Annotated in this window: 19 protein-coding genes and 2 tRNA genes; 11 read left to right on the forward strand and 10 right to left on the reverse strand. The window is 39.6% G+C overall.

The window, feature by feature from the left end; translation table 11 throughout:
* Positions 1 to 21: 21 nt before the first annotated feature.
* Positions 22 to 732 (reverse strand): DUF6445 family protein, encoded by a 711-nt coding sequence (locus P20311_RS11685; RefSeq protein ID WP_008113018.1) that lies wholly within the window; start codon positions 730 to 732, stop codon positions 22 to 24.
* Positions 733 to 1028: 296 nt separating this feature from the next.
* Between P20311_RS11685 and P20311_RS11690 the strand changes: the two genes are divergently transcribed.
* The 5 genes from P20311_RS11690 to P20311_RS11710 all read left to right on the forward strand — a co-directional run bounded on the left by P20311_RS11690 (position 1029) and on the right by P20311_RS11710 (position 7662).
* Complete coding sequence (locus P20311_RS11690; RefSeq protein ID WP_008113020.1) at positions 1029 to 1730, forward strand: SapC family protein; 702 nt, start codon at positions 1029 to 1031, stop codon at positions 1728 to 1730.
* 124 nt (positions 1731 to 1854) lie between these two features.
* A complete protein-coding gene (locus tag P20311_RS11695) occupies positions 1855 to 2892 on the forward strand; it encodes an isoaspartyl peptidase/L-asparaginase family protein (protein ID WP_008113022.1) in 1038 nt (345 codons plus the stop codon).
* Positions 2893 to 3020: 128 nt separating this feature from the next.
* Complete coding sequence (gene hrpA, locus P20311_RS11700) at positions 3021 to 6908, forward strand: ATP-dependent RNA helicase HrpA (RefSeq protein ID WP_008113024.1); 3888 nt, start codon at positions 3021 to 3023, stop codon at positions 6906 to 6908.
* Between the two features lie 68 nt (positions 6909 to 6976).
* The gene (locus P20311_RS11705; RefSeq protein WP_008113026.1) at positions 6977 to 7357 is read left to right on the forward strand and encodes a two-component system response regulator; all 381 of its coding nucleotides are present in this window, start codon (positions 6977 to 6979) and stop codon (positions 7355 to 7357) included.
* An 8-nt stretch (positions 7358 to 7365) separates the two neighbouring features.
* The gene (locus P20311_RS11710; protein WP_010388503.1) at positions 7366 to 7662 is read left to right on the forward strand and encodes a PilZ domain-containing protein; all 297 of its coding nucleotides are present in this window, start codon (positions 7366 to 7368) and stop codon (positions 7660 to 7662) included.
* Positions 7663 to 7677: 15 nt separating this feature from the next.
* Here the strand turns inward: P20311_RS11710 and P20311_RS11715 are convergent, their stop codons facing one another.
* Positions 7678 to 8868 carry a class I SAM-dependent methyltransferase gene (locus P20311_RS11715; protein ID WP_008113029.1) on the reverse strand — a complete coding sequence of 397 codons (1191 nt, stop codon included), beginning with the start codon at positions 8866 to 8868 and terminating at the stop codon, positions 7678 to 7680.
* A 139-nt stretch (positions 8869 to 9007) separates the two neighbouring features.
* Here P20311_RS11715 and P20311_RS11720 point away from each other — a divergent pair, with 139 nt between their 5' ends.
* Together P20311_RS11720 and P20311_RS11725 are read left to right on the forward strand one after the other, a co-directional pair.
* Positions 9008 to 9679: an HD domain-containing protein gene (locus P20311_RS11720; RefSeq protein WP_008113030.1), complete on the forward strand. Its 672-nt coding sequence runs from the start codon at positions 9008 to 9010 to the stop codon at positions 9677 to 9679.
* Entirely contained in the window at positions 9669 to 10097 is a 429-nt protein-coding gene (locus tag P20311_RS11725) for a VOC family protein (RefSeq protein ID WP_008113031.1), read from the forward strand. Before P20311_RS11720 ends, P20311_RS11725 begins: the two co-directional genes overlap by 11 nt.
* A gap of 1 nt (position 10098) precedes the next feature.
* Here P20311_RS11725 and P20311_RS11730 read toward each other — a convergent pair whose 3' ends face one another.
* Positions 10099 to 11094, reverse strand: a complete 996-nt coding sequence (locus P20311_RS11730; RefSeq protein ID WP_008113032.1) for a two-component system response regulator — start codon at positions 11092 to 11094, stop codon at positions 10099 to 10101.
* Positions 11095 to 11111: 17 nt separating this feature from the next.
* Complete coding sequence (locus P20311_RS11735; RefSeq protein ID WP_008113033.1) at positions 11112 to 14423, reverse strand: PAS domain S-box protein; 3312 nt, start codon at positions 14421 to 14423, stop codon at positions 11112 to 11114.
* A 245-nt stretch (positions 14424 to 14668) separates the two neighbouring features.
* Between P20311_RS11735 and P20311_RS11740 the strand changes: the two genes are divergently transcribed.
* On the forward strand, positions 14669 to 15361 hold the full coding sequence (locus P20311_RS11740; RefSeq protein WP_008113034.1) for a M48 family metallopeptidase: 693 nt from the start codon (positions 14669 to 14671) through the stop codon (positions 15359 to 15361).
* Between the two features lie 25 nt (positions 15362 to 15386).
* Here P20311_RS11740 and P20311_RS11745 read toward each other — a convergent pair.
* A tRNA-Tyr gene (locus P20311_RS11745) sits at positions 15387 to 15471 on the reverse strand.
* 49 nt (positions 15472 to 15520) lie between these two features.
* Positions 15521 to 15605: transfer RNA gene (locus P20311_RS11750), tRNA-Tyr, on the reverse strand.
* 112 nt (positions 15606 to 15717) lie between these two features.
* Here P20311_RS11750 and P20311_RS11755 point away from each other — a divergent pair.
* Both P20311_RS11755 and P20311_RS11760 read left to right on the forward strand, forming a co-directional pair.
* The gene (locus P20311_RS11755; RefSeq protein WP_008113036.1) at positions 15718 to 16245 is read left to right on the forward strand and encodes a VC2046/SO_2500 family protein; all 528 of its coding nucleotides are present in this window, start codon (positions 15718 to 15720) and stop codon (positions 16243 to 16245) included.
* 212 nt (positions 16246 to 16457) lie between these two features.
* The gene (locus tag P20311_RS11760) at positions 16458 to 16760 is read left to right on the forward strand and encodes a DUF6172 family protein (RefSeq protein WP_008113037.1); all 303 of its coding nucleotides are present in this window, start codon (positions 16458 to 16460) and stop codon (positions 16758 to 16760) included.
* Between the two features lie 67 nt (positions 16761 to 16827).
* Here P20311_RS11760 and P20311_RS11765 read toward each other — a convergent pair whose 3' ends face one another.
* The 3 genes from P20311_RS11765 to P20311_RS11775 form a co-directional block, all read right to left on the reverse strand.
* A complete protein-coding gene (locus tag P20311_RS11765; protein ID WP_008113039.1) occupies positions 16828 to 17304 on the reverse strand; it encodes a YchJ family protein in 477 nt (158 codons plus the stop codon).
* 39 nt (positions 17305 to 17343) lie between these two features.
* Positions 17344 to 17778: a SulA-like leucine-rich domain-containing protein gene (locus P20311_RS11770; protein ID WP_013465228.1), complete on the reverse strand. Its 435-nt coding sequence runs from the start codon at positions 17776 to 17778 to the stop codon at positions 17344 to 17346.
* Positions 17779 to 18026: 248 nt separating this feature from the next.
* Positions 18027 to 18488: a tetratricopeptide repeat protein gene (locus P20311_RS11775; protein ID WP_008113042.1), complete on the reverse strand. Its 462-nt coding sequence runs from the start codon at positions 18486 to 18488 to the stop codon at positions 18027 to 18029.
* 118 nt (positions 18489 to 18606) lie between these two features.
* On the opposite strand from P20311_RS11775, the gene P20311_RS11780 reads away from it, so the two are divergent.
* A complete protein-coding gene (locus P20311_RS11780; RefSeq protein WP_008113045.1) occupies positions 18607 to 19899 on the forward strand; it encodes an NCS2 family permease in 1293 nt (430 codons plus the stop codon).
* A 114-nt stretch (positions 19900 to 20013) separates the two neighbouring features.
* Here the strand turns inward: P20311_RS11780 and P20311_RS11785 are convergent.
* Positions 20014 to 20630 (reverse strand): hypothetical protein (locus P20311_RS11785; RefSeq protein WP_036985124.1); only part of this gene is annotated, 617 nt, incomplete at its 5' end.

The following is a 20630-nucleotide window of genomic DNA, read 5'->3' on the forward strand; positions in this document are numbered from 1 at the left end:
TAAGCGGTATATTCACAAAGATCATCGTACACTTGCGAAAGAGGCTATCGAAAGACGGCCTTTTTTAGCATCCGCTAAGCAGCTTTGTTCAGAATAAATATTGGCACTGTGTAATAAGTTACCTTGGTAAATAACAAGGCGGTTAAATTTAGCATCAACTTTAAAAACCTGTTCAAATAAACTGGTGCTGCCAGCTAAATAGCCTTGATGCTCATCAGGGGCTTTTTTAACCTCATTAACTATATCTGTAAGTAGTGGCTTATGTTGTTGTTTAAATTCAATAATGTTTTTAGGTATATACTTATAAATACTTGTTCCACCAAGCTCCTCTGGCGATAAGTAATGTACAAATGCGTAATCTCTTTCATCACATGAATCAATATGCGGTACTTTTTGGTCAACAATTAAATTTGCAGGTTTGCATGAAACTAATGAAAGTAAACTTTTATGAAGAATAGACTCTCGATAATTTTTATTGTCTATTTTAGGCAGTATTTCATTTTGAAAAAACGCATGTAAAACCCTTAGGTAGGGTTGTGGCATATTGTCGCGAATGCCAGGATAGAAAGAATTGTCTGAAAACATAGGGTTAAAGTAGGCTATGTTGTGAGCAAAATTCATTACACTCTTGGTATCTAAAAGAAAATCATCAACAACGAAGGCTGATAGCTTGGTGCCAGGGATCATCAGTTTTTCAATTTTTAAGTTTGGGTTTACAGTTAAATTTTTCATTATTTAATGTCTATTTTTGATAGGCTTATTTAAGTGAGAACTTTTTATTTAGGCACAAAATTAATATACCACCGAAGACAGCGTTGTCAAAGAACGCTTTTTGAGCTATCTAAGCGTGCGAATTTCACCTTTGGTAATGTTTACTAGTTATTTGTTGAAATAATCAGCGATAATGTTTTTGTTAATTAATAACGTACAAAATGACACAAAATTTTCACTTCCTTTTTGTCACCAAAACCTTTAGCCTTAGGCCACTAACAGAAAAAAATCAAATTAATAAATAACGGAGCAGTAACATGGCGGAGCAACAAGTACAGCCTTTACACAACGAAAAACATGCCAACACTAAAATTAAAAATGGCATCAACATCGAATTTATGAAAACTCAACACTTAGTGCCAGTAGTTGCACATGAGTTTGCGCGTATCGCCAATGAATTCCCAATGTCTTTTGTTAAAAATAACGAAACAGGTACTTTTCAAGCGGTTGCAATGTTTGGCCTAGAGCCAGGTGAAAATTTATTTATTGATGGCGACAAATGGACAGCATCATTTGCACCTATGGCAACAACGCGTTACCCATTAGGTTTAGTAAAGCACCCAGAGCAAGATCAATTTGGTATTGTAATTGACGAAGCAAGCCCATTGGTAGGTGAAGAAGGTAATGCATTATTCGAAAACGGTGAAGAAACTGATTATCTTAAGCGTCGTAAAGAAGCGTTAGTATCGTTCATTGAGTTTTCTCAAGTAACTGATGCGTTCACTAAATTCCTTGCTGATAAAGAACTACTGGTAGCACAAACGCTAACTGTTGATATTAAAGGCGAGAAAAAAGACATCAACGGTATTTACCTTATTGATGAGAAAAAACTAAATGAGCTAAGCGATGCAGACTTCCTTGAGCTTCGTAAACGCGGTTATTTAGCACCAATCTATTCTTTCTTAACGTCTACGCACCAAGTAGCACGTTTAGCACGTTTAAAAGCGCAACAAGCGTAATTTTAAACAGAATTAAAAAAGCGCCTCAGGGCGCTTTTTTTGTGCCATTAAACTCACTTCACTTGAAAAACGTTTCATAACCATTCACATTGGTTTTACTCCTGTATTTATAAAAGAACACACAATGAAAAAATCATTATTAGGACTCATTGCAACAAGTTTAATGGGGTTGAGCGCGCAGGCGTTAAGTGCAAATACAAACACGCCGTTTGCCATTGCGATTCATGGCGGCGCAGGCACGATTGAAAAAAGTAAATTTACGGCCGAACAAGAGCAAGCTTACCGCAATAAATTAGCAGAAGCTGTTGAGGCCGGGTATAAAGTACTTGAACAAGGCGGGGAAAGCCTTGATGCAGTGACTACTGCTATTGAAATACTCGAACAATCCCCTTATTTTAATGCCGGACGTGGTGCGGTATATACCTATGAGGGTAGTCACGAATTAGATGCCTCTATTATGGATGGCCGCAATCGTCAAGCAGGCGCCGTTTCGGGTATCAAACATATTGAAAGCCCAATTCAACTTGCCCGATTAGTAATGGAAAACTCAGTGCATGTGATGCTAAGTGGTCAAGGTGCAGAAGAGTTTGCTAAAGAGCAAGGCGTGAGCCTAGTAGAGAACAATATATTTGATACAAAGCATCGCTATGAAGCTTTATTAAAAGCAAAAGAAAAACTCGAGGCGAGCAAAAACACCAATAAAGATTACCAGGCAGCGCACAAGGCGTTACCGGTTAATTATAAAGTGGGCACAGTGGGTGCGGTGGCACTGGATAAACAAGGTAATTTAGCGGCGGGCACGTCAACCGGCGGAATGACCGCAAAACGTTTTGGTCGTATTGGCGATGCGCCGGTTATTGGCGCAGGCACTTTTGCTGAAAATGCCTCATGTGCGGTTTCGGCAACTGGGCACGGCGAATATTTTATTCGTTATAATGTGGCCAGTGATATTTGTGCACGAGTAAAGTATCAAGGTAAAACTATAGGTGAAGCAGGTAATGAAGTAATAAATGAGGTGCTTAAACCGATAGGGGGCACAGGCGGTGTTATTATTGTTGATACAAAAGGCAATATTAGTCTGCCGTTTAATACTACTGGCATGTATCGTGCGAGTAAGTCCAATACGCAAGCAACTTATGTAGGTATTTTTAGCGACGAATAAACGCAATTAGTTAGTGGCTGGTGGTTTATATAATAATCCGCTGATTGTTATATTCTTTACAGGATTAACCCCAGCCATTTAATTTGCTACAATCGGGGCTCTTTGACTAATTTTTATAAGGTATGCAGGTGGTAAACCTAGGTCAGTTGTTTGGCGAGCTAAAAACGTGCTTAAAAAAAGATCAATTCAGTTTTAAAAAGCGTCTTCACGGCGTTAAAAAAATCACCGACGAGGCAAAACTTACCAGTGCGCTTGAAAAAATTGCGACTGATATCAGTCGCAGTCAAGCACTCAGAGAGCAGCGTTTAGCTGGGCTACCTAAAGTTACTTACCCTGAGCAATTACCGGTCAGTCAAAAAAAAGACACCATTAAAGAGGCCATTGCTAATAATCAAGTGGTGATCATTGCAGGTGAAACCGGCTCAGGTAAAACCACACAAATACCTAAGATGTGTTTAGAGCTAGGCCGAGGCGTTGAGGGCTATATTGGCCATACGCAACCAAGGCGTCTAGCAGCACGCAGCGTTGCCAACCGTATTGCAGAAGAAATGCAATGTGAGCTTGGTCAGCAAGTCGGTTTTAAAATTCGTTTTAGCGATCAGGTATCTAATAACAGTTACATTAAACTGATGACCGACGGTATTTTATTAGCTGAAATACAACAAGACCGGTTTTTAAATCAATACGACACCATTATTATTGATGAAGCGCATGAACGTAGCCTAAACATTGATTTTATTTTAGGTTATCTTAAAAATTTACTCCCAAAACGCCCCGATTTAAAAGTTATTATCACCTCAGCAACTATCGATCCTGAGCGCTTTTCTAAGCATTTTGATGATGCACCTATTATTGAAGTATCAGGAAGAACGTTTCCAGTTGATGTACGCTATAACCCAATTAGTGATATTCAAAAAGAAGATATGGAAGCCGAAGGCGACCAACTTCAGGGGATTTTTGATGCGGTAGATGAACTTTGCGCCGAAGGTCCTGGCGATATACTAATCTTTTTAAATGGTGAGCGAGAAATACGCGATACCGCCGATGCACTAAGCAAGCGTAATTTAAAACACACAGATGTATTACCTTTGTATTCAAGGCTATCGAACGCTGAGCAAAACCGTATTTTTGCGCCGCATTCGCGCCGCCATATTATACTCTCTACCAACGTCGCTGAAACATCGCTAACAGTACCTGGTATTCGTTATGTTATTGACCCAGGGACTGCGCGAATTAGTCGTTATAGTTATCGCACAAAAGTGCAACGTTTACCTATAGAGCCTATTTCGCAAGCCAGTGCTAATCAGCGAATGGGGCGCTGTGGACGTGTTGAAGCGGGTATTTGTATTCGTTTATATTCAGAAGATGACTTTTTATCGCGTCCTGAATTTACTGACCCTGAAATATTACGTACTAATTTAGCATCAGTTATTTTGCAAATGTTAGCCCTTGGGCTGGGTGATATGGCGCAATTTCCTTTTGTGCAAGCTCCAGATAGCCGAAATATTAATGATGGTTTAACATTGCTTGAAGAGCTACAAGCAGTAAAAGCGGCTAAGCGTCATCAAAAAACCAGCCTAACACAATCTGGGCGAGAGCTAAGTCGTTTGCCGGTTGATCCGCGTTTAGCAAAAATGGTGCTAACTGCACATAAACTGGGTGCATTGCGTGAGGTAATCGTTATTGTTGCCGCGCTTTCAATTCAAGACCCCCGCGAGCGACCACAAGAAAAACGCCAAGCCGCGAATGAAAAACATGGTCGCTTTGACGATCCAGACTCTGACTTTATTGCCTTTTTAAACCTGTGGAATTATTTAGAAGAGCAGCAAAGTGAGTTGACCAACAGCCAGTTTAGAAAGTTATGTCAAAAAGACTTTTTAGCCTATATGCGTATTCGTGAATGGCAAGACATCGTTTATCAAATCAGCACTGTGTGCAATGAAATGAAAATGAAAGCCACCACTAATGTCGCAGACAGTGAGCTTATTCACAAAGCACTCTTAAGTGGCATGCTCAGTCACATCGGTTTCAAAGACGAAAAGCAGCTATATAAAGGTGCGCGTAATAGCCAATTTCATATTTTCCCAGGCTCGGGATTATTTAAAAAGAGTCCAAAATGGATGATGTCGGCTGAGTTGGTGGAAACCAGTAAACTCTATGCTCGTATTAATGCCAAAATTGATGTGAACTGGGTAGAGCCGTTTGCTCAGCATTTAGTAAAACGCAGCTACACAGAGCCTCATTGGGAGAAAAAGCCCGGTGCAGTCATTGCCTTTGAGCAACAAACACTTTACGGCCTGCTTATCGTTAATAAACGCCGGTGTGTGTATAGCAAGATTGACCCTAAAGTAAGCCGTGAGTTGTTTATTCGCACAGCGCTGGTTGAACAAGAGCTCGGACTCAATGAAGGGTTTTTACAATACAACCGAGAATTAATTGAAGATATTCAAGTACTCGAGAACAAATCTCGTAGGCGCGATATTTTAGTTGATGAGCAAACCTTATTTGAGTTTTACGAGAAAAAAATACCGAACGATATTAATAATCGTGCTGCGTTTATTAAGTGGTATAAAACACAAAAACAGCAAGACAAACGCTATCTGCACATGACGCGTGAAGAGCTCATGCAGCATGGTGCAAGTAGCATTACCGAATTTGACTATCCAGATACATGGCAACAAGATAACTTAATGCTGCCGCTTACCTATCATTTTGATCCAGGACAAGCGGTTGATGGCGTTGCTGTACAAATACCTGTTGCACTATTAAACCAAGTACAAGAAAGTGGTTTTGATTGGCATATACCGGCATTTCGTCATGAGCTAATTTGTGGGTTAATTAAGTCATTGCCAAAGTCACTTCGCCGTAACTTTGTCCCTGCGCCTAATTATGCCGATGCGGTGTTAGCGGCCATAGAGCCTCTACAAGGCTCGTTAATCGACTCACTAAGTAATCGGTTATTGCGCATGACTGGCGTGCGAGTCGACCCCGAGGCGTGGGATTTAACAGCCCTTGCTCCTCATTTAAGATTGCAGTTTGAAGTACGTGATGAAAACGACCAACTTCTTGCCCGTGGGCTCGATTTAGCTAAGCTTAAAGCGCAGCTTCAAGGCAAAGTGACAGACACTTTATCTAAAGTGGCCGACAAAGGCATAGAAAAAACCGATTTAATCCAGTGGGATTTTGGTGAGTTACCAACATCGTATGTGAAAAAGCAAGGTCAATACGAAATTAAAGCCTACCCAGCGTTAGTGGATAAAAAATCAACGGCCGCAGTAGAGCTATTCGATAACGAAATAAAAGCGCAATTAGCGCACCAGCAAGGTTTACGTCGTTTAGTACTGTTAAACGTGCCATCACCAATTAAATATCTGCAGCAAAACCTACCAAACAAAGCTAAATTAGGATTGTACTTTAATCCTTTTGGTAAAATTGCCGATTTGATTGATGACTGCATCGCATCAGGCGTTGATAGCCTATTGGTTAAATATGGTGATATTCGCACAAGTGATGCATTTGAAACGGTTAAAGAGCATATTCGCGGCGAGTTAGGCGATACTGTTGTAGCCATTGCTACGCAAGTTGAGCAAGTACTGAGTATTGCGCATGCACTACATAAAAAAATGAAAGGGCGTGTAGATTTAACCATGATCACCGCTCATGGGGATATTAAGTCCCAGTTAGAGTCGCTTATTTTTAAAGGCTTTGTCAGTCAGCACGGGGCAGACAAACTAGGCGATTTAATTCGTTACTTAAAAGCGATTCAAAAACGTCTAGAAAAACTACCTGTTGACCCAAATCGTGATAGATTATGTGTGCTAGAGCTTGAAAAAGTAGCGCAAGAATATAAAAAACTGACAAATAAAACACCTAAAGGAATGCCATTGCCTACAGATGTTGAGGCTATTTTTTGGATGCAGCAAGAATTACGCGTATCCTTATTTGCACAAACCTTAGGTACGCCTTATCCAATTTCAGCAAAACGTGTGTTAAATGCGATAAAAGAAATTGAATAATCTCTTTATTCTCTATTAAGCTAAGTAAGTTAACAGAGGGACTAACTTGAGAAGGAAATGACATAGCTATGTCCTCATTACTAAAACACAAAGCGCGGCAGTTGTTAGTGGTTGATGATGAGTATTTCAATTTTGAAATACTCAAAGCAGGGTTAGCATCAACATTTGATTTGAGCTATGCTGATTCTGGTAAAAGTTGTTTAGCATCTGCGATTGCTAATCCGCCCGATATTATTTTGCTCGATGTGTGTATGCCAGGACTCGATGGTTATGATACCTGTCGCATACTTAAACACACGCCAGAGACAAAAAACATTCCGGTGGTTATGATATCTGGACTTGAGTCGGAGCTTGAACAACAAGCTGGCTTTGACGCAGGGTGTGATGCTTACGTTGTAAAACCTTTTTCTATCGCCGTACTACGAGAAAAAATTAATAATATTGTGTAGAGGGAATTATGTTTACCGAAGATAAGAGAAACTATAGACGTATGCAGGTTAACACGCCAGCAAAGTTAACCTCAATAGAGCCTGTTGCTGGGCTCAGTTACACTGGCACCTGCCTTGATTTAAGTGCAACGGGTCTTTCATTACAACTCGATGATTTGTTAGAGCTTAACTCAATTTTATCGGTTGATATTGCATCAACACATCCGAGTATTGCACCATTGAAAGCCACCGTTAAGGTGATACGTGCCAGCACCGAAGAGGATGGCACGATAACCGCAGGGCTCGAAATTGTAGAGTTTAACTAACTACTTAATTAGTTTTTAGTAAACCTTACAAATAAGCCCTTTAAGGTAAAAGCCTTCAGGATAGCTGCCTGCAATAGGGTGGTCAGCTGCTTGATTTAAGCGCTCCATGATCAGTAAATCCTTACCTGCATCAAGGGCTGCATCTGCGACCACTTTTTGAAACAAGTTTTGTTCCATTAAACCAGAACATGAGAATGTTAGTAGCGTGCCACCTGGCTTTAAAATTTGCATCGCAATCATATTTATATCTTTATAACCACGACACGCCCCAGTTAACTGCGCTTTGTTATCAGCAAATTTAGGCGGGTCCATAACAATGGTATCAAATAAAACGCCGTCTTCACGGTATTGACGTAATAATTTAAAGACATCTTGTTTAACAAAGTCGACTTTATTTAAATCAAGATTATTATGCTCTACATTACGCTTTGCTGTATCAAGTGCTGGTTGTGAAACATCTACATTGGTTACATGCTTGCAGCCACCACGGAGGGCGTAAAGAGAAAAAGTACCTGTATAACTAAAGCAATTTAATACGGTTTTGTCTTTTGAAAAACGCTCCAGTGCAGCACGGCTATCTCGTTGGTCTAAATAAAAGCCGGTTTTATGGCCTTCCATTATATCAACTTCAATTTTTAAACCATTTTCTTCAATTATGACAGGTGCAGTGGGTTCACTCCCCCAAAGTACGCCCTTAATAGGCTCTAGCCCTTCTTTGGTTCGAACATCTACATCTGAGCGCTCATAAATAGTAGAGCCTGGGAAAATAGCCATTAGAGCACCAACAATCTCACCTTTATGACGTTCTGCGCCTGCGCTTAGTAATTGACACACAATTACATTATCAAACTTATCTATGGTAATACCGGGTAAGTAGTCTGATTCTGCTGCACATAACCTAAAGCCGGTAAGTCCACCTTCTTCAATTGCATGGCTGCGAGCTTCTAAAGCACGGCGAAGACGACGCTCAAAGAAATGTTGATCAATCACTTCTTTTTCGTCAAAGCTCCAAACACGAGCACGTATTTGTGAATGAGGACTGTAAGCTGCGGTGGCTAAAAATTTACCCTCACTGTCGTGAATGGTTACCGTGTCACCTAATCCAGGTTTACCTTTAATTTTTTTGATGGCTTTAGAAAATAACCAAGGGTGTTTTCTTTTTAATGATTTATCGCGACCAGCTTGCAGGTAAACGGCAGATGACATAGGGCTTCTCTGTAGTAATAAATAAGCGCTGTATTTTAGTCAAGGCTCGCGCAACATACAATGAATGTTTTGCAAGGGGCTTATAAATCGCGGTAAAGTAGCCATTATTAACTCGTTTAAATAGATTTTTGGAAATTCGGTGGACAATTCAGCTCTTAGCCCCTCATTACAGCAACTTAATCAGCAATGCAGAGACTTTATTACATCCTTAGTACATGCCGATGTAGCCCATGATATTACCCATATTGAACGGGTAGTACGTGTTGCTGTGCAGTTATGTATTGCAGAGCAGGCTGATATGGCCATTGTATTGCCTGCAGCTTGGTTACATGATTGTGTTGCGGTGGCTAAAAATCACCCAGACAGGGCGAAAGCATCAACAATGGCAGCCGATAAAGCGATTAACTTTTTAGCGTCTATTGGTTACGATGAACAACTATTTGCTGATATTCACCACGCTATTGCAGCACACAGTTTTAGCGCCAATATTGCTATTAAAACGGTGGAAGCACAGATTGTACAAGATGCAGATAGAATGGATGCCTTAGGAGCTATTGGTGTAAGCCGTTGTATGAAAGTAGGCGGCTCTATTAGCCGGTTATTATACAACCCCGATGATCCATTTTGTTTAAACCGAGAAGCAGACGATAAAAAGTACACCCTAGATCATTTTTTTATTAAATTACTGCATATTGCCCAGAGTATGAATACCCCCTCAGCAAAAGCAGAAGCACAAAGGCGCACTGCATACATGCACGACTTTTTAGCTCAGCTTAAGTCTGAAATTGGTGAACAACGCGATGACACCTAAACTTTCGGGAATTGATCATTGCCATTTAAATGTTGAATGCCTCACCCAAGCCGTTGATTGGTATGAAAATGTGCTTGGTTTTACCGTATTAGAGGAATTAGCATTTTGGAATGAAGAAGGCAAAGGCCCTTTAACGCTTGAAGATGAAAACGCATCGACACGTTTAGCTTTATTTGAGGCGCCAGGGCGAAGTAAAGGAATCGCTTTTGCTGCAACCGGTGAGCAATTTATAGCGTGGTTAGCACATTTTGAGCAGCTTGAAATTAAAACGATACTGGCTGATCATGGCGTGACTTTTTCTATGTATTTTAAAGATAACAGTGGCAATAGCCATGAGATCACTTCCCATGACTATCGCATTATAAAACAGCATTTTCCGGCTGTAGCGTTAGGCTCTCACAATGCCAAAAGAGGCTAAATTAATTGCGCTCTTGATGAGCCTTTTTTATCGCTAAAATAGTGTCTATTTTGCTAATAAAAAGATCAACCAGCTGAGGGTCAAAGTGTTTTCCTGCTTGTTGTTGCATATGCTCTAGTGTTTGCTCAATGCTCCACGGCTCTTTATAAGGACGTTTTGATGTAAGTGCATCAAATACATCAGCAATCGCTACAATCCGCCCCTCAATAGAGATTTCCTCGCCTTTCAATCCATTAGGATAACCTGTGCCATCCCATTTTTCATGATGTTCAATAGCCAACACATGGGCAAGTTGCAGTAAGGGGGAAGGTGAGTTGGCCAATATTTTAGCCCCTATAGCGGCATGCTCTTTCATGTGTGCAAATTCGTCGGGGGTTAATTTACCAGGTTTTAACAGTATCGAATCAGGAATACCTATTTTTCCGACATCGTGCATTGGCGCAGCTTGACGTAATAATTCTGCGTGTTGTTCATTCATTCCCAGTGCTAAAGCAAGTACTTTGCTGTATTGGCTCATTCGTGCAATATGCTCACCCGTATCGGTATCTTTGTACTCTGCCGCGCGACCCAATCGCTCAACTAAATCTACATGTGCTTGTTTTAGTTGCTCGGCTTGTACTAAAGAAAGATGAGTTTTTACCCTTGCCTTTACAATCGCAGAGCTAATAGGTTTGGTTATATAGTCAACCGCACCTAGCGAAAACCCTTCCGATTCATCTTGTTCTTGCGTGAGTGCGGTGACAAAAATGACCGGAATGTGTGCGGTTTTAGGATTAGCTTTTAAAATTTTGCACACTTCAAAGCCATTCATATCTGGCATCATTACATCAAGTAAAATGAGTTTTGGCGGATCGTTTTCTATTAATTGCAGTGCCACAGCCCCCGATTTAGCAAACGATAAACGGTAGTTACTCGCTAGAACCTCGCGCATTACTTTTAAATTTGCAGGTTCATCATCGACGATTAATATTCGCGCCTGACTTATCGATTGATCCATCGGTATCCTCAGAAGAGCTAATTATTAAGTGTTGTTAATAATGCATTGAGCTCTATTTTTGCATTATCAAATTCAAAGTCATTAAACTGCTCATAAATATTAAAAATAGCAGCTTTGTGTTGTTCGGGTGTTATTCTTACAATATAACTTAATAACGTATCATCCAACTCTGCTCGTTTAGCTTGGCTGAGTAAAAGCGTTAATTGGTGAATAAATTCAGCATCTGACACGGTTTCTTTTTGTAATTCATTCTCTTTAAAAGCAATGTGTAAGTGTGATAATTCATCTGCTAGCTGCTGCCACTCTTGCTGACATTTTAATATGTACTGAGTATAACTTGCTATATCACGTTGTTTTTCAGCTTGCGCAATTAAGTAAGATAAATTATTGAGCGCTAAATTACCGGCAAGACCTTTTAAATTATGCAAAATATGAGCATGATGTTTATCGTTTAGCTTAATGGCCGCCAAGGTTTGCATATTATTTTGATGCTGAGCTAAAAAGAGTACAACCTCTTTGAGGTGTTTCTCTTTGCTGCCCCACATTTTTTCACCTTTATTAAAATCTATACGAAGTTTTGAATCTATTGGATCGTTAGTTACTAACTGGCTGATAGCAAGCCCAAGCACCCGTGCTATTTCTTGGTTGAGTTGGTTTATGTCAACGGGTTTCGTTGTAAAACCATTCATACCCGCTTGTTTGGCTGTTAGCTTATCTTGCTGTAGCACACTGGCCGTTAAGGCAATTATTGGCGTGTGCTTTAGTTGTTTTTGCTGCTCTAAAGAGCGAATTGATGCTGTGGCACTGATCCCATCACATTTAGGCATATGAATATCCATTAGGATAATATCAAAGCGATGCTGATTAAACAGGTCAATGGCCTCAAAACCATTATTTGCTTTTCTTACCTGATGGCCTGCTTGGGAAAGCATAATAGTGAGTAGTTCGATATTTTGCTCAATATCATCCACCACTAAGATTTTTAATGGGGGTAAGCTAAATGCGTTTTTACTAATGGCTTGCACCTGACTTTTTTCGCCTGGCTCAAGCCCAACAGTAAAGCAAAAGCAGCTACCTTGGCCAAGGGTACTTTGTGCATATATTTTGCCGCCCATTAACTCAACCAGCTGCTTACTAATTGTTGTGCCAAGCCCTGTGCCACCAAATCGGCGAGTTGTGGTGCCGTCTGCTTGCTCAAAAGGTTTAAAAATAGCCTCAAGGCGACCTTTTTCGATACCTATACCGCTGTCTTGTACTTCAAATAAAATGGGTTGATTGGGTTTATGAGTAACCGAAACAGTAACATGGCCTTGCTCAGTAAACTTTATCGCATTGCCGATTAAATTGGTTAGCACTTGGCGTAAACGCGTATCGTCACCAAAATAAAATGGATTCACATTGTCAGCTATTTTTAAATTGAGCTGTAAGTCTTTGCGTTTTGCATCCAGCCAAAATGTAGACACAATATTGTCGAGTAATTCTTGCAAGTTAAAATGTACATTTTGAATTTCGAGTTTGCCTTTTTCTAACTTTGCTGAGTCGAGGATATCGTTAAGTAAGTGCAACAAAGAACGCGCGGCGTTATTAACAGTAATTATTTGCTTCTGTTGATCTTTATTAAGCGGACTATCCATTAAAATATCACTAAAGCCAATAATTGCATTCATGGGGGTACGTATCTCATGACTCATATTTGCCATAAAAGACTGTTTAGCTTGCGCGGCTACTTCAGCCTCGTATTTAGCTTGTTTTAAGCTTTGCTCATATTCATAGCGTTTGGTTATATCAACCAAAACGCCATCAACCCAGCGGGCATCATTTTTAGAGCCTGTGACAATACTTGCTTGATCCAGTACCCAAATAATATTGCCGTTGCGATGGCGAATGCGGTATTCAATTGAGTATTGATTGGTTGATGCAACCGCTTGATCAATGGCTAAAGAAATAGCCGCTTCATCTTCTTTAACAATCAGCTCGGCAAAGGTAATACGCTGCTCAGTAAACTCTTCAGCGCGATAACCCGTTAGTTCATAGACGCTTGGGCTTATAAACAACATACTCCAGTGTTCATCTAACAAGCAGCGAAATACAACACCGGGCATATTGTTCATCAAGGTACGGTATTGTCGCTCTTTTTCAATTAAGCTTTGTTGTAATGCTTTTTGCTCAGTTAAATCGGTAATAAAGCCAACAAATAGTGTTTCAGTTTGCAATTGCTTTACTTCACCAATCCCTAGTCGAATTGGAAATTGATGACCATTTTTATGTTTTGCCCACACATCGCGATTAACACCAATTACACGCTTTACTTCATGGTTTGTGGTGTTTTTTAAAAAAGCATCGTGTTGATTAGCAATATCATCAGCCATTAATATTTTTACATTTAGGCCAATGACCTCATTATCTTGCCAGCCAAAAATCGTTTCTGCGGCCTTATTAAAGCTTAAAATAGTGCCTTTAATATTGATAGTAACGATGCCGTCAATGGCAGTTGATAAAATAGCATCAAGGCGAGACTCTTCAGCAGATTTTTTCCCTAACAGCATTCTGTAGCGGATCATACCATTGATGATCACAACCACCGCTGTTAATAAAAGCGTGGCGAACGACACACTAATAGCAATAAAGGTTAGATGTGATTGGTTTGTTTGCTCGTTAATTATCGGGCTTGTTGCAATAAATCGCGTAGCAGCCATGCCCATATAATGCATACCAGCCACGGCAAGGCCAAGAATAAGGGCACAAATAATACGATTATGCACAGGCGTTAATTTTTTAAAGTGTGCTGGTAAATGAAAACGTGCATAGAGACTTATAAAAGACAGCAGCACTGCAGCAACAATTGAAGCGCCAAACCATATTGGATCATAACGAAGTAAAGGACTTAATTGCATCGCGGCCATACCGCTGTAATGCATGGTGCCAACACCCGCGCCAAATAAAAGAGAGCTTAGAATTAAATTGATAATACGAGGCTTAGAGCTATATGTTTTCAAACAAGAAAAAGCAATGGTACATGCCAGTAAAGCCGGTATAAACGACACAAAAGTGAGTGTGGGGTCGTATTCAATTGTAGTGCACAAAGAAAATGCCAGCATAGCAATAAAGTGCATGCTCCAGACCCCTCCGGCAAGGACTAAGGCTGCGGTTATATTGGCTAACTTTCGATAAGATTTAAAATGTGTATTGTTTGCTAAATCGATAACGTGCAAAGAAAAATAAGCTGCAAAAATTGCGGTGAGTATAGATAGTGTCACTAAACTTGGGTCGTATACACCATTAATAATTAGGCTCGGATCTGGTTCGTTTATAAAAAAATTAGCTAACATCAATCATTCACATAATAACTCTTAAATTCATTCTAATATAAAATACAAAAATAATCACAAGGTATTGAGTTATAAATTACAAAAGCAACGTAAGTGTTTTAAGCTCTAAACCATACTATTTATTGAGTAGCACTAAATGCATTGTTATTAAAATGGCATTTAGTGGGGATTATTTATAGATCAGCCGTTATGGTACAAGGTAAAATAAAACCCAGTGGTTAATTATAAATAGGCAGCATTCATTGTTGGATTACACTTTAAAGCGTAGTAAGCGAAGAAAAACAGTGGCTATCAAAGTCGCACAACGTGAGCTTACAGTATATGCGCCCCATTTTGTAACGAAAACACAAATTAATGAATGGCTGTTAAGTAAACAGGACTGGATTGATGCTCAGTTACATAAGCAACAAATTCAAGCCGATACACGACAGTTTCCACTCAAAACCCAGAGTATTAAATTATTTAATGAAGCTGTTAATGTGCAATTTGATAACGCAGCACGCACTCAATGGCAGCAGCACAATGAAAGCCAAACGCTGTTACTGAGTATTTCTTCACGTGTAAAGCATCAAACGCAAATGTATCAAAGTTTGCTAGAGCAGTTTTTGCATGAGAAATTAGAAAGTTATATTGAAATGCGAGTTAACGATTATTGTCAGCTGATGGGTGAAAAGCTACCGAGTAATATTCGTATTCAATTGTATAAACGTCGCTGGGGTAGTTGTAATCGCAGGCGTGAACTAACCTTCAACTTACACTTGGCAAGTGCACCGACATGGGTTATTGACTACGTGATTGTTCATGAATTAGCACATTTAAAATATTTAAATCACAGCGCTCAATTTTGGCAACGTGTGGGATTATTTTATTCAGATTATAAACAAGCAAGTAACTGGTTAAACAATCATGGTATGAGTTTACAGTGGGTATTTGAATAAAAAGAAATAAGGTAGAGAAGAGAAGTGGTGGAGGGAGCTGGATTCGAACCAGCGAAGGCTGAGCCGTCAGATTTACAGTCTGATCCCTTTGGCCGCTCGGGAACCCCTCCACACTAATTGTTATTGCATTTGGCCCCGCTTAACTTAGCCTAAGAAAAGTGGTGGAGGGAGCTGGATTCGAACCAGCGAAGGCTGAGCCGTCAGATTTACAGTCTGATCCCTTTGGCCGCTCGGGAACCCCTCCAATGCAACGCGGCAGATAATAGCAAACTTCTTATTTAAGTAAAGAAAAAAGCTAAAGAAAATTCAAATTTAGCCGATAAATACTTATTAATTAGTTAAATAGGCTAAAGTCTATGCAGATTGGTGATTTGTTAATCACGGAGAGCCAGTTAAAAACGAAGCTTAACGAAAGTGTGCACGAAAACCGCCGAGGCGAGTTTGCACTTTTATTAGCAATGCTCTCTCACGATGCACTCGATTTTAGTGAATTCCACCTACCCAAAAGTGACACTAAGCATTATCAAGCTAATGAAGATGCTCTGCGTAAACAATTTGGCGCAGGTCCAAAGCAGCCATTAGCGCCAGATACCTTTAATATGCTAATTGGTAAAAATAACACAGAGCTTTTAGCAAAAATGGGAAGCGCTGTAGGGATGAGTGATATAAAGTTAACTCAGTGCTTAAAGCCTGAGCCACTTAATATTCGTGATGATAAAAACCACATTCCACTGACTGTCATTGATAACTGTGAATTAGCGGTACGTCGACGAATTAAAAATACCAACACCGAGTTATCAAACCCTCAAATGGATGCGGTGGCATTTTATGATGATTTACAAAATGAAGCTATCCACCAGCCATTACATTTGTTTAGTGCCTAATTATATGTGTTCAATTGCTGCTTTATACATGCCATTTGATTGTAATAAACTGTGTTTATAGTAGTAAGTAACTATTGGTTTTATAGGTGCTTTATTTTAATAACTGATTTAATATAAAAAAAGCATCCAAAATTTAAATGCAATTGCTATAATGGCGCAAATGGTATGACATTAAATGCCATTATCATTAAACCAAGGTAATTAGGAACGTAATGAAGAAAACATTCACGCTGAATCATGAGAAAATCAAATACCCTCGTATGGTTGATGCTGCAAAGCATGAAGTGAAAAAATATTTGAAAAGAGAACGTAATAAAACTTTACCTGTTGATGCCGACTACTGGGCATTCGATTGTAAGTTTGGCAACACGGCTGAAGAAGCCCAAGTGGTTCACGTTGCCGAAATTAACAATCACATCAGTGAAATTGAAAAGCAAGGTTTAACTTCTTTTTACTTAGAGATTTTAGCAAGACCTGCACAGCGTCAAGATTTCGATGAAGATGATGGCGAGTAAAACGCTAATTTGCGTTTAGTGTAGTTTTTGAAAATGGGCCTCGTGGCCCATTTTTTGTAGCTGTTATTTATACACTATGACACTTTTTATACTTTTTATTACTGCCACAAGGGCACGTATCATTGCGCTTTACTTTAATATCGGCAACCGGTGTAATCTCACCATCAAGGTATCGCCATTGTCCATCTTCTTTAATAAACCTTGAATTTTCTGCCAACTGGCAATATAAATCTTGATAAAAGTAGTGAGCTTTAAATGTAACAAATCCTGTTTCATCATTATAACCAGAGTCTAATACGGTTAAGTTTATAAAACGGCAACTATTTGCAAAATCTTTAATTTCTGAAATTGAATTTTCAGCTTGCTTTTCTTTTGCGTAACTTTCACGAACAAAAACCGCGTTTTTAACAGCATAAGCACTGTAGCGTGCACGCATAAGTTGCTCTGGTGTGTGTGGCTGTTTGGTTTTTAAATGAAAAGGCTCGCAGCAATCAGCATAAGGTTGCTGACTGCCACAAAAACATAATAGGGCGTTAGAAGTCATGATAAATGTACTGTGTATTAAAACGCTAGTTTATCAAGCTTATTGCGTAAGTGAAATCTCAGAATGAGCGCTTTTTTTGCTAAAGCAATACAACTTAGTGCGCGTATGGCTCAAGTTTAATGATAACTGCGACAGTTGTTGGTTATTTATTATGTCAGTCCAGGTGATCACCGCGGCAAAATTTCCATTGTGAAGTGCAGAACTTAAAACATACTCTAAATTAACTAAATGCTTTTGGCGAATAACCAGTAATTTACTGGTATCAATTGAGCATGAATCAAGTAGCGCTTTGCTCGGTACGTTATCTGGTGCTATTAACAGTGTCCATGCGTTTAGGCTGTTGTATTGGTGTAATACTTTTAATAACTCAAACGTTGCTGAAATTTCATCTTCAATTTGTACAACGTTAACACAATCTGATTGATCATCTTGCTGGTAGCTTTTAACTGTTCTTACGGTAATTGGTTGTAACATAATTTTCTCACTCACTGGGTTTTTATACAGTACATTCATACAGTAGTTTATACAGTTGTTTGGTGCAAGTGTTTTTTGCTATTTTTTTGTACAGTTATTCATCATAAAACGCGATAGTTACTATAAATATATAAATAATTTATATATAACAATGGTTTAATTTTTATTGAAAGTTAATGCCCACAGAATTAATTTTAAGGCTGGGAGCAAATAAATACAGATGAATAGGAGGTATACAGTAGTTTAAATTATTTTTCGCTACTAGGAGGGATCAAATGTGAGAATTGTAACTGATGAATTTGTTCATACAGACTGGCTGCGTAGCATTGAGCATCTTTAAGTCGTTTGGTACTAATATGTTTTCGTATATCGCTCATTGCTTCTATGGCGGGTTCATAGCCTTGACTACTGGCTAAGCTAAGCCACGCAGCACCATGAAATACACTTTGCGGCACACCTTGCCCTTTTATAAAAAACAGCCCTAAATAAAACTGCGCGCGATAATTTCCTGCCATTGCTGCCAAACGCATCCATTTTGCGGCTAAGGCGCCTTGTTCATTTTTAAGGTAATAAAGGGCTTTATTTAATGTGTCTTGATCGGTGTTTTTAGAGCTCGCAGGGAGATTTGCATCGCTTGGTTGCGTTACAAAAGAAAGAATGTTGTCTAATTGTTGCTCTAAGTCTTGGCCACTGGGTGTCGTTTTGATCATGCTACTTCGTTTGTTATTTTAATTACTTAGCTAGTTTAGTATATAGCAAGGTAAAATGTCCTGTAAAAAGTTATTTTTATGCTAAAATCTCGCCACTTTTTACAACCACAAGTTTATTATGCTCGAAGCCTTATTCAAAATCCGTGCAAATGATTCTTCGGTTCGCCGTGAATGTATTGCCGGTATGACTACATTTATTACGATGGTTTATATCGTATTCGTAAACCCAGCTATGCTTGCTGAAGCGGGTATGGACCAAGGTGCTGCCTTTGTTGCCACCTGTATTGCTGCTGCAATAGGGTGTTTTATTATGGGTTTGTGGGCCAATTATCCACTGGCATTGGCACCGGGTATGGGATTAAATGCATTTTTTACCTATGGTGTTGTATTAGGTATGGGTTATAGCTGGCAAGCTGCGTTGGGTGCGGTATTTATGTCAGGGTGTATATTTTTAATTCTAAGCTTATTTAAGGTGCGAGAGTGGATTATTAATGCAATCCCTCTGGTGCTCAAGCAAGCAATAGCAACGGGTATTGGCGCATTTTTAGCTCTCATCGCACTTAAAAGTGCCGGTATTATTGTATCAAGTCCTGCAACACTGGTGCAGTTGGGTGATATTACCTCGCCTGGTCCTTTATTGGCTATTTTCAGCTTTTTTGTTATTGCTGCACTGCTTTATCGCGATTTTAAAAGTGGCGTACTGATTAGTATATTACTAGTCACCGCGATTGCTGTGTCTATGGGGTTAGTGGAGTATCATGGTGTTATTGCTATGCCACCTTCTATCATGCCGACCTTTATGCAACTGGACTTTAGTGCCGCGTTTGAACTGTCGATGTTGAGTGTTATTTTTGCGTTTTTATTCGTTGATTTGTTTGATACCTCAGGCACGTTAGTTGCGGTAACTCAGAAAGCTGGTTTAGCAGATAAAAACGGTAATATGCCGCGTTTAGGTCGTGCATTAAGCGCCGACAGCACAGCAACCATTGCAGGTGCAATGCTCGGTACTTCAACAACCACGTCATACATTGAGTCTGTTGCAGGTGTATCTGTTGGTGGTCGAACGGGTTTGACCGCTGTGGTTGTGGGTTGCTGCTTTTTACTGATGATGTTTTTTGCGCCTTTAGCTCAAATGGTGCCTGCATACGCAACCGCGGGAGCTATTTTATATGTATCTGTATTGATGCTACAAAACTTAAAGTTTGTAAATTGGGACGACATGACTGATGCAATTCCGGTGAGTGTTGTATTATTAATGACACCGCTGACGTTCTCAATTGCACACGGTATTGCACTTGGTTTTATTTCTTATACGGCGGTAAAAGTGCTGTGTGGCAAAAAAGATCAGGTAAGCATTAGTGTTTGGATTTTAACTGCCTTGTTTATTGTTAAGTTCGCATTTTTATCTTAATGCAGGCAGCTTGTTAGAATATGTATATGTCCTAGTATGTAAACACAAAGTGGGGCAAAATCCTATTCAAAAAAAGCCCATGCAACTGCATGGGCTTTTTTATTTAGAAAGGAGTTACCATTTCTTTTTAGGTGCAAATAATACGTCTAAATCATCTTGCTCTTGTTCGTTCTTTTTCTTCAATGATGTAGCATTTGATGCCTTGAGTTCATTACTTATCGTTTCAAGGTAGCCTTCAACTTCAGCTCGCTTTGCCGTAATGTAATCGTCATTAAATGAAACACTGTTAAGTGTGGCAGCTGCTTTTTCAAAGTACTGCCTAGCAGAGCCTATCATTCCAGCTGTTTGCGCTGATAACCCTCGTTTTATTTGGCTTTCAATGTTGATTCTTAGGTGTAGCTTTTCAAGGCGTTTGTCTTCTGCAATAAATACCTGGCTGTCTACTTTGCCTTTATTATGCTCAGAACGAATAATAGTGCGTAACTTTTTAATGCCTTGTATCAGCGATATCAGTTGTTTGTCGTTACCTGGTAATACAAAGCCATCTGAACCGTCTTGAATTGGGTTTTGTAGTCGCTCTTTTGCTTCTTTTAAGCGGTTTTTTAGTCCACTACCTCCGCTTGAAATAGACACCATTTGACTGAGCGCATCATGAATTCGTCGTTGTAATATTCGCTGAGTTGCCTCTGAAAGTGGAATGTTGGCGCTATTCATTAATGCTTCTTCGGTTT

This window comes from Pseudoalteromonas sp. BSi20311, from assembly GCF_000239875.1.
Lineage (GTDB): Bacteria > Pseudomonadota > Gammaproteobacteria > Enterobacterales > Alteromonadaceae > Pseudoalteromonas.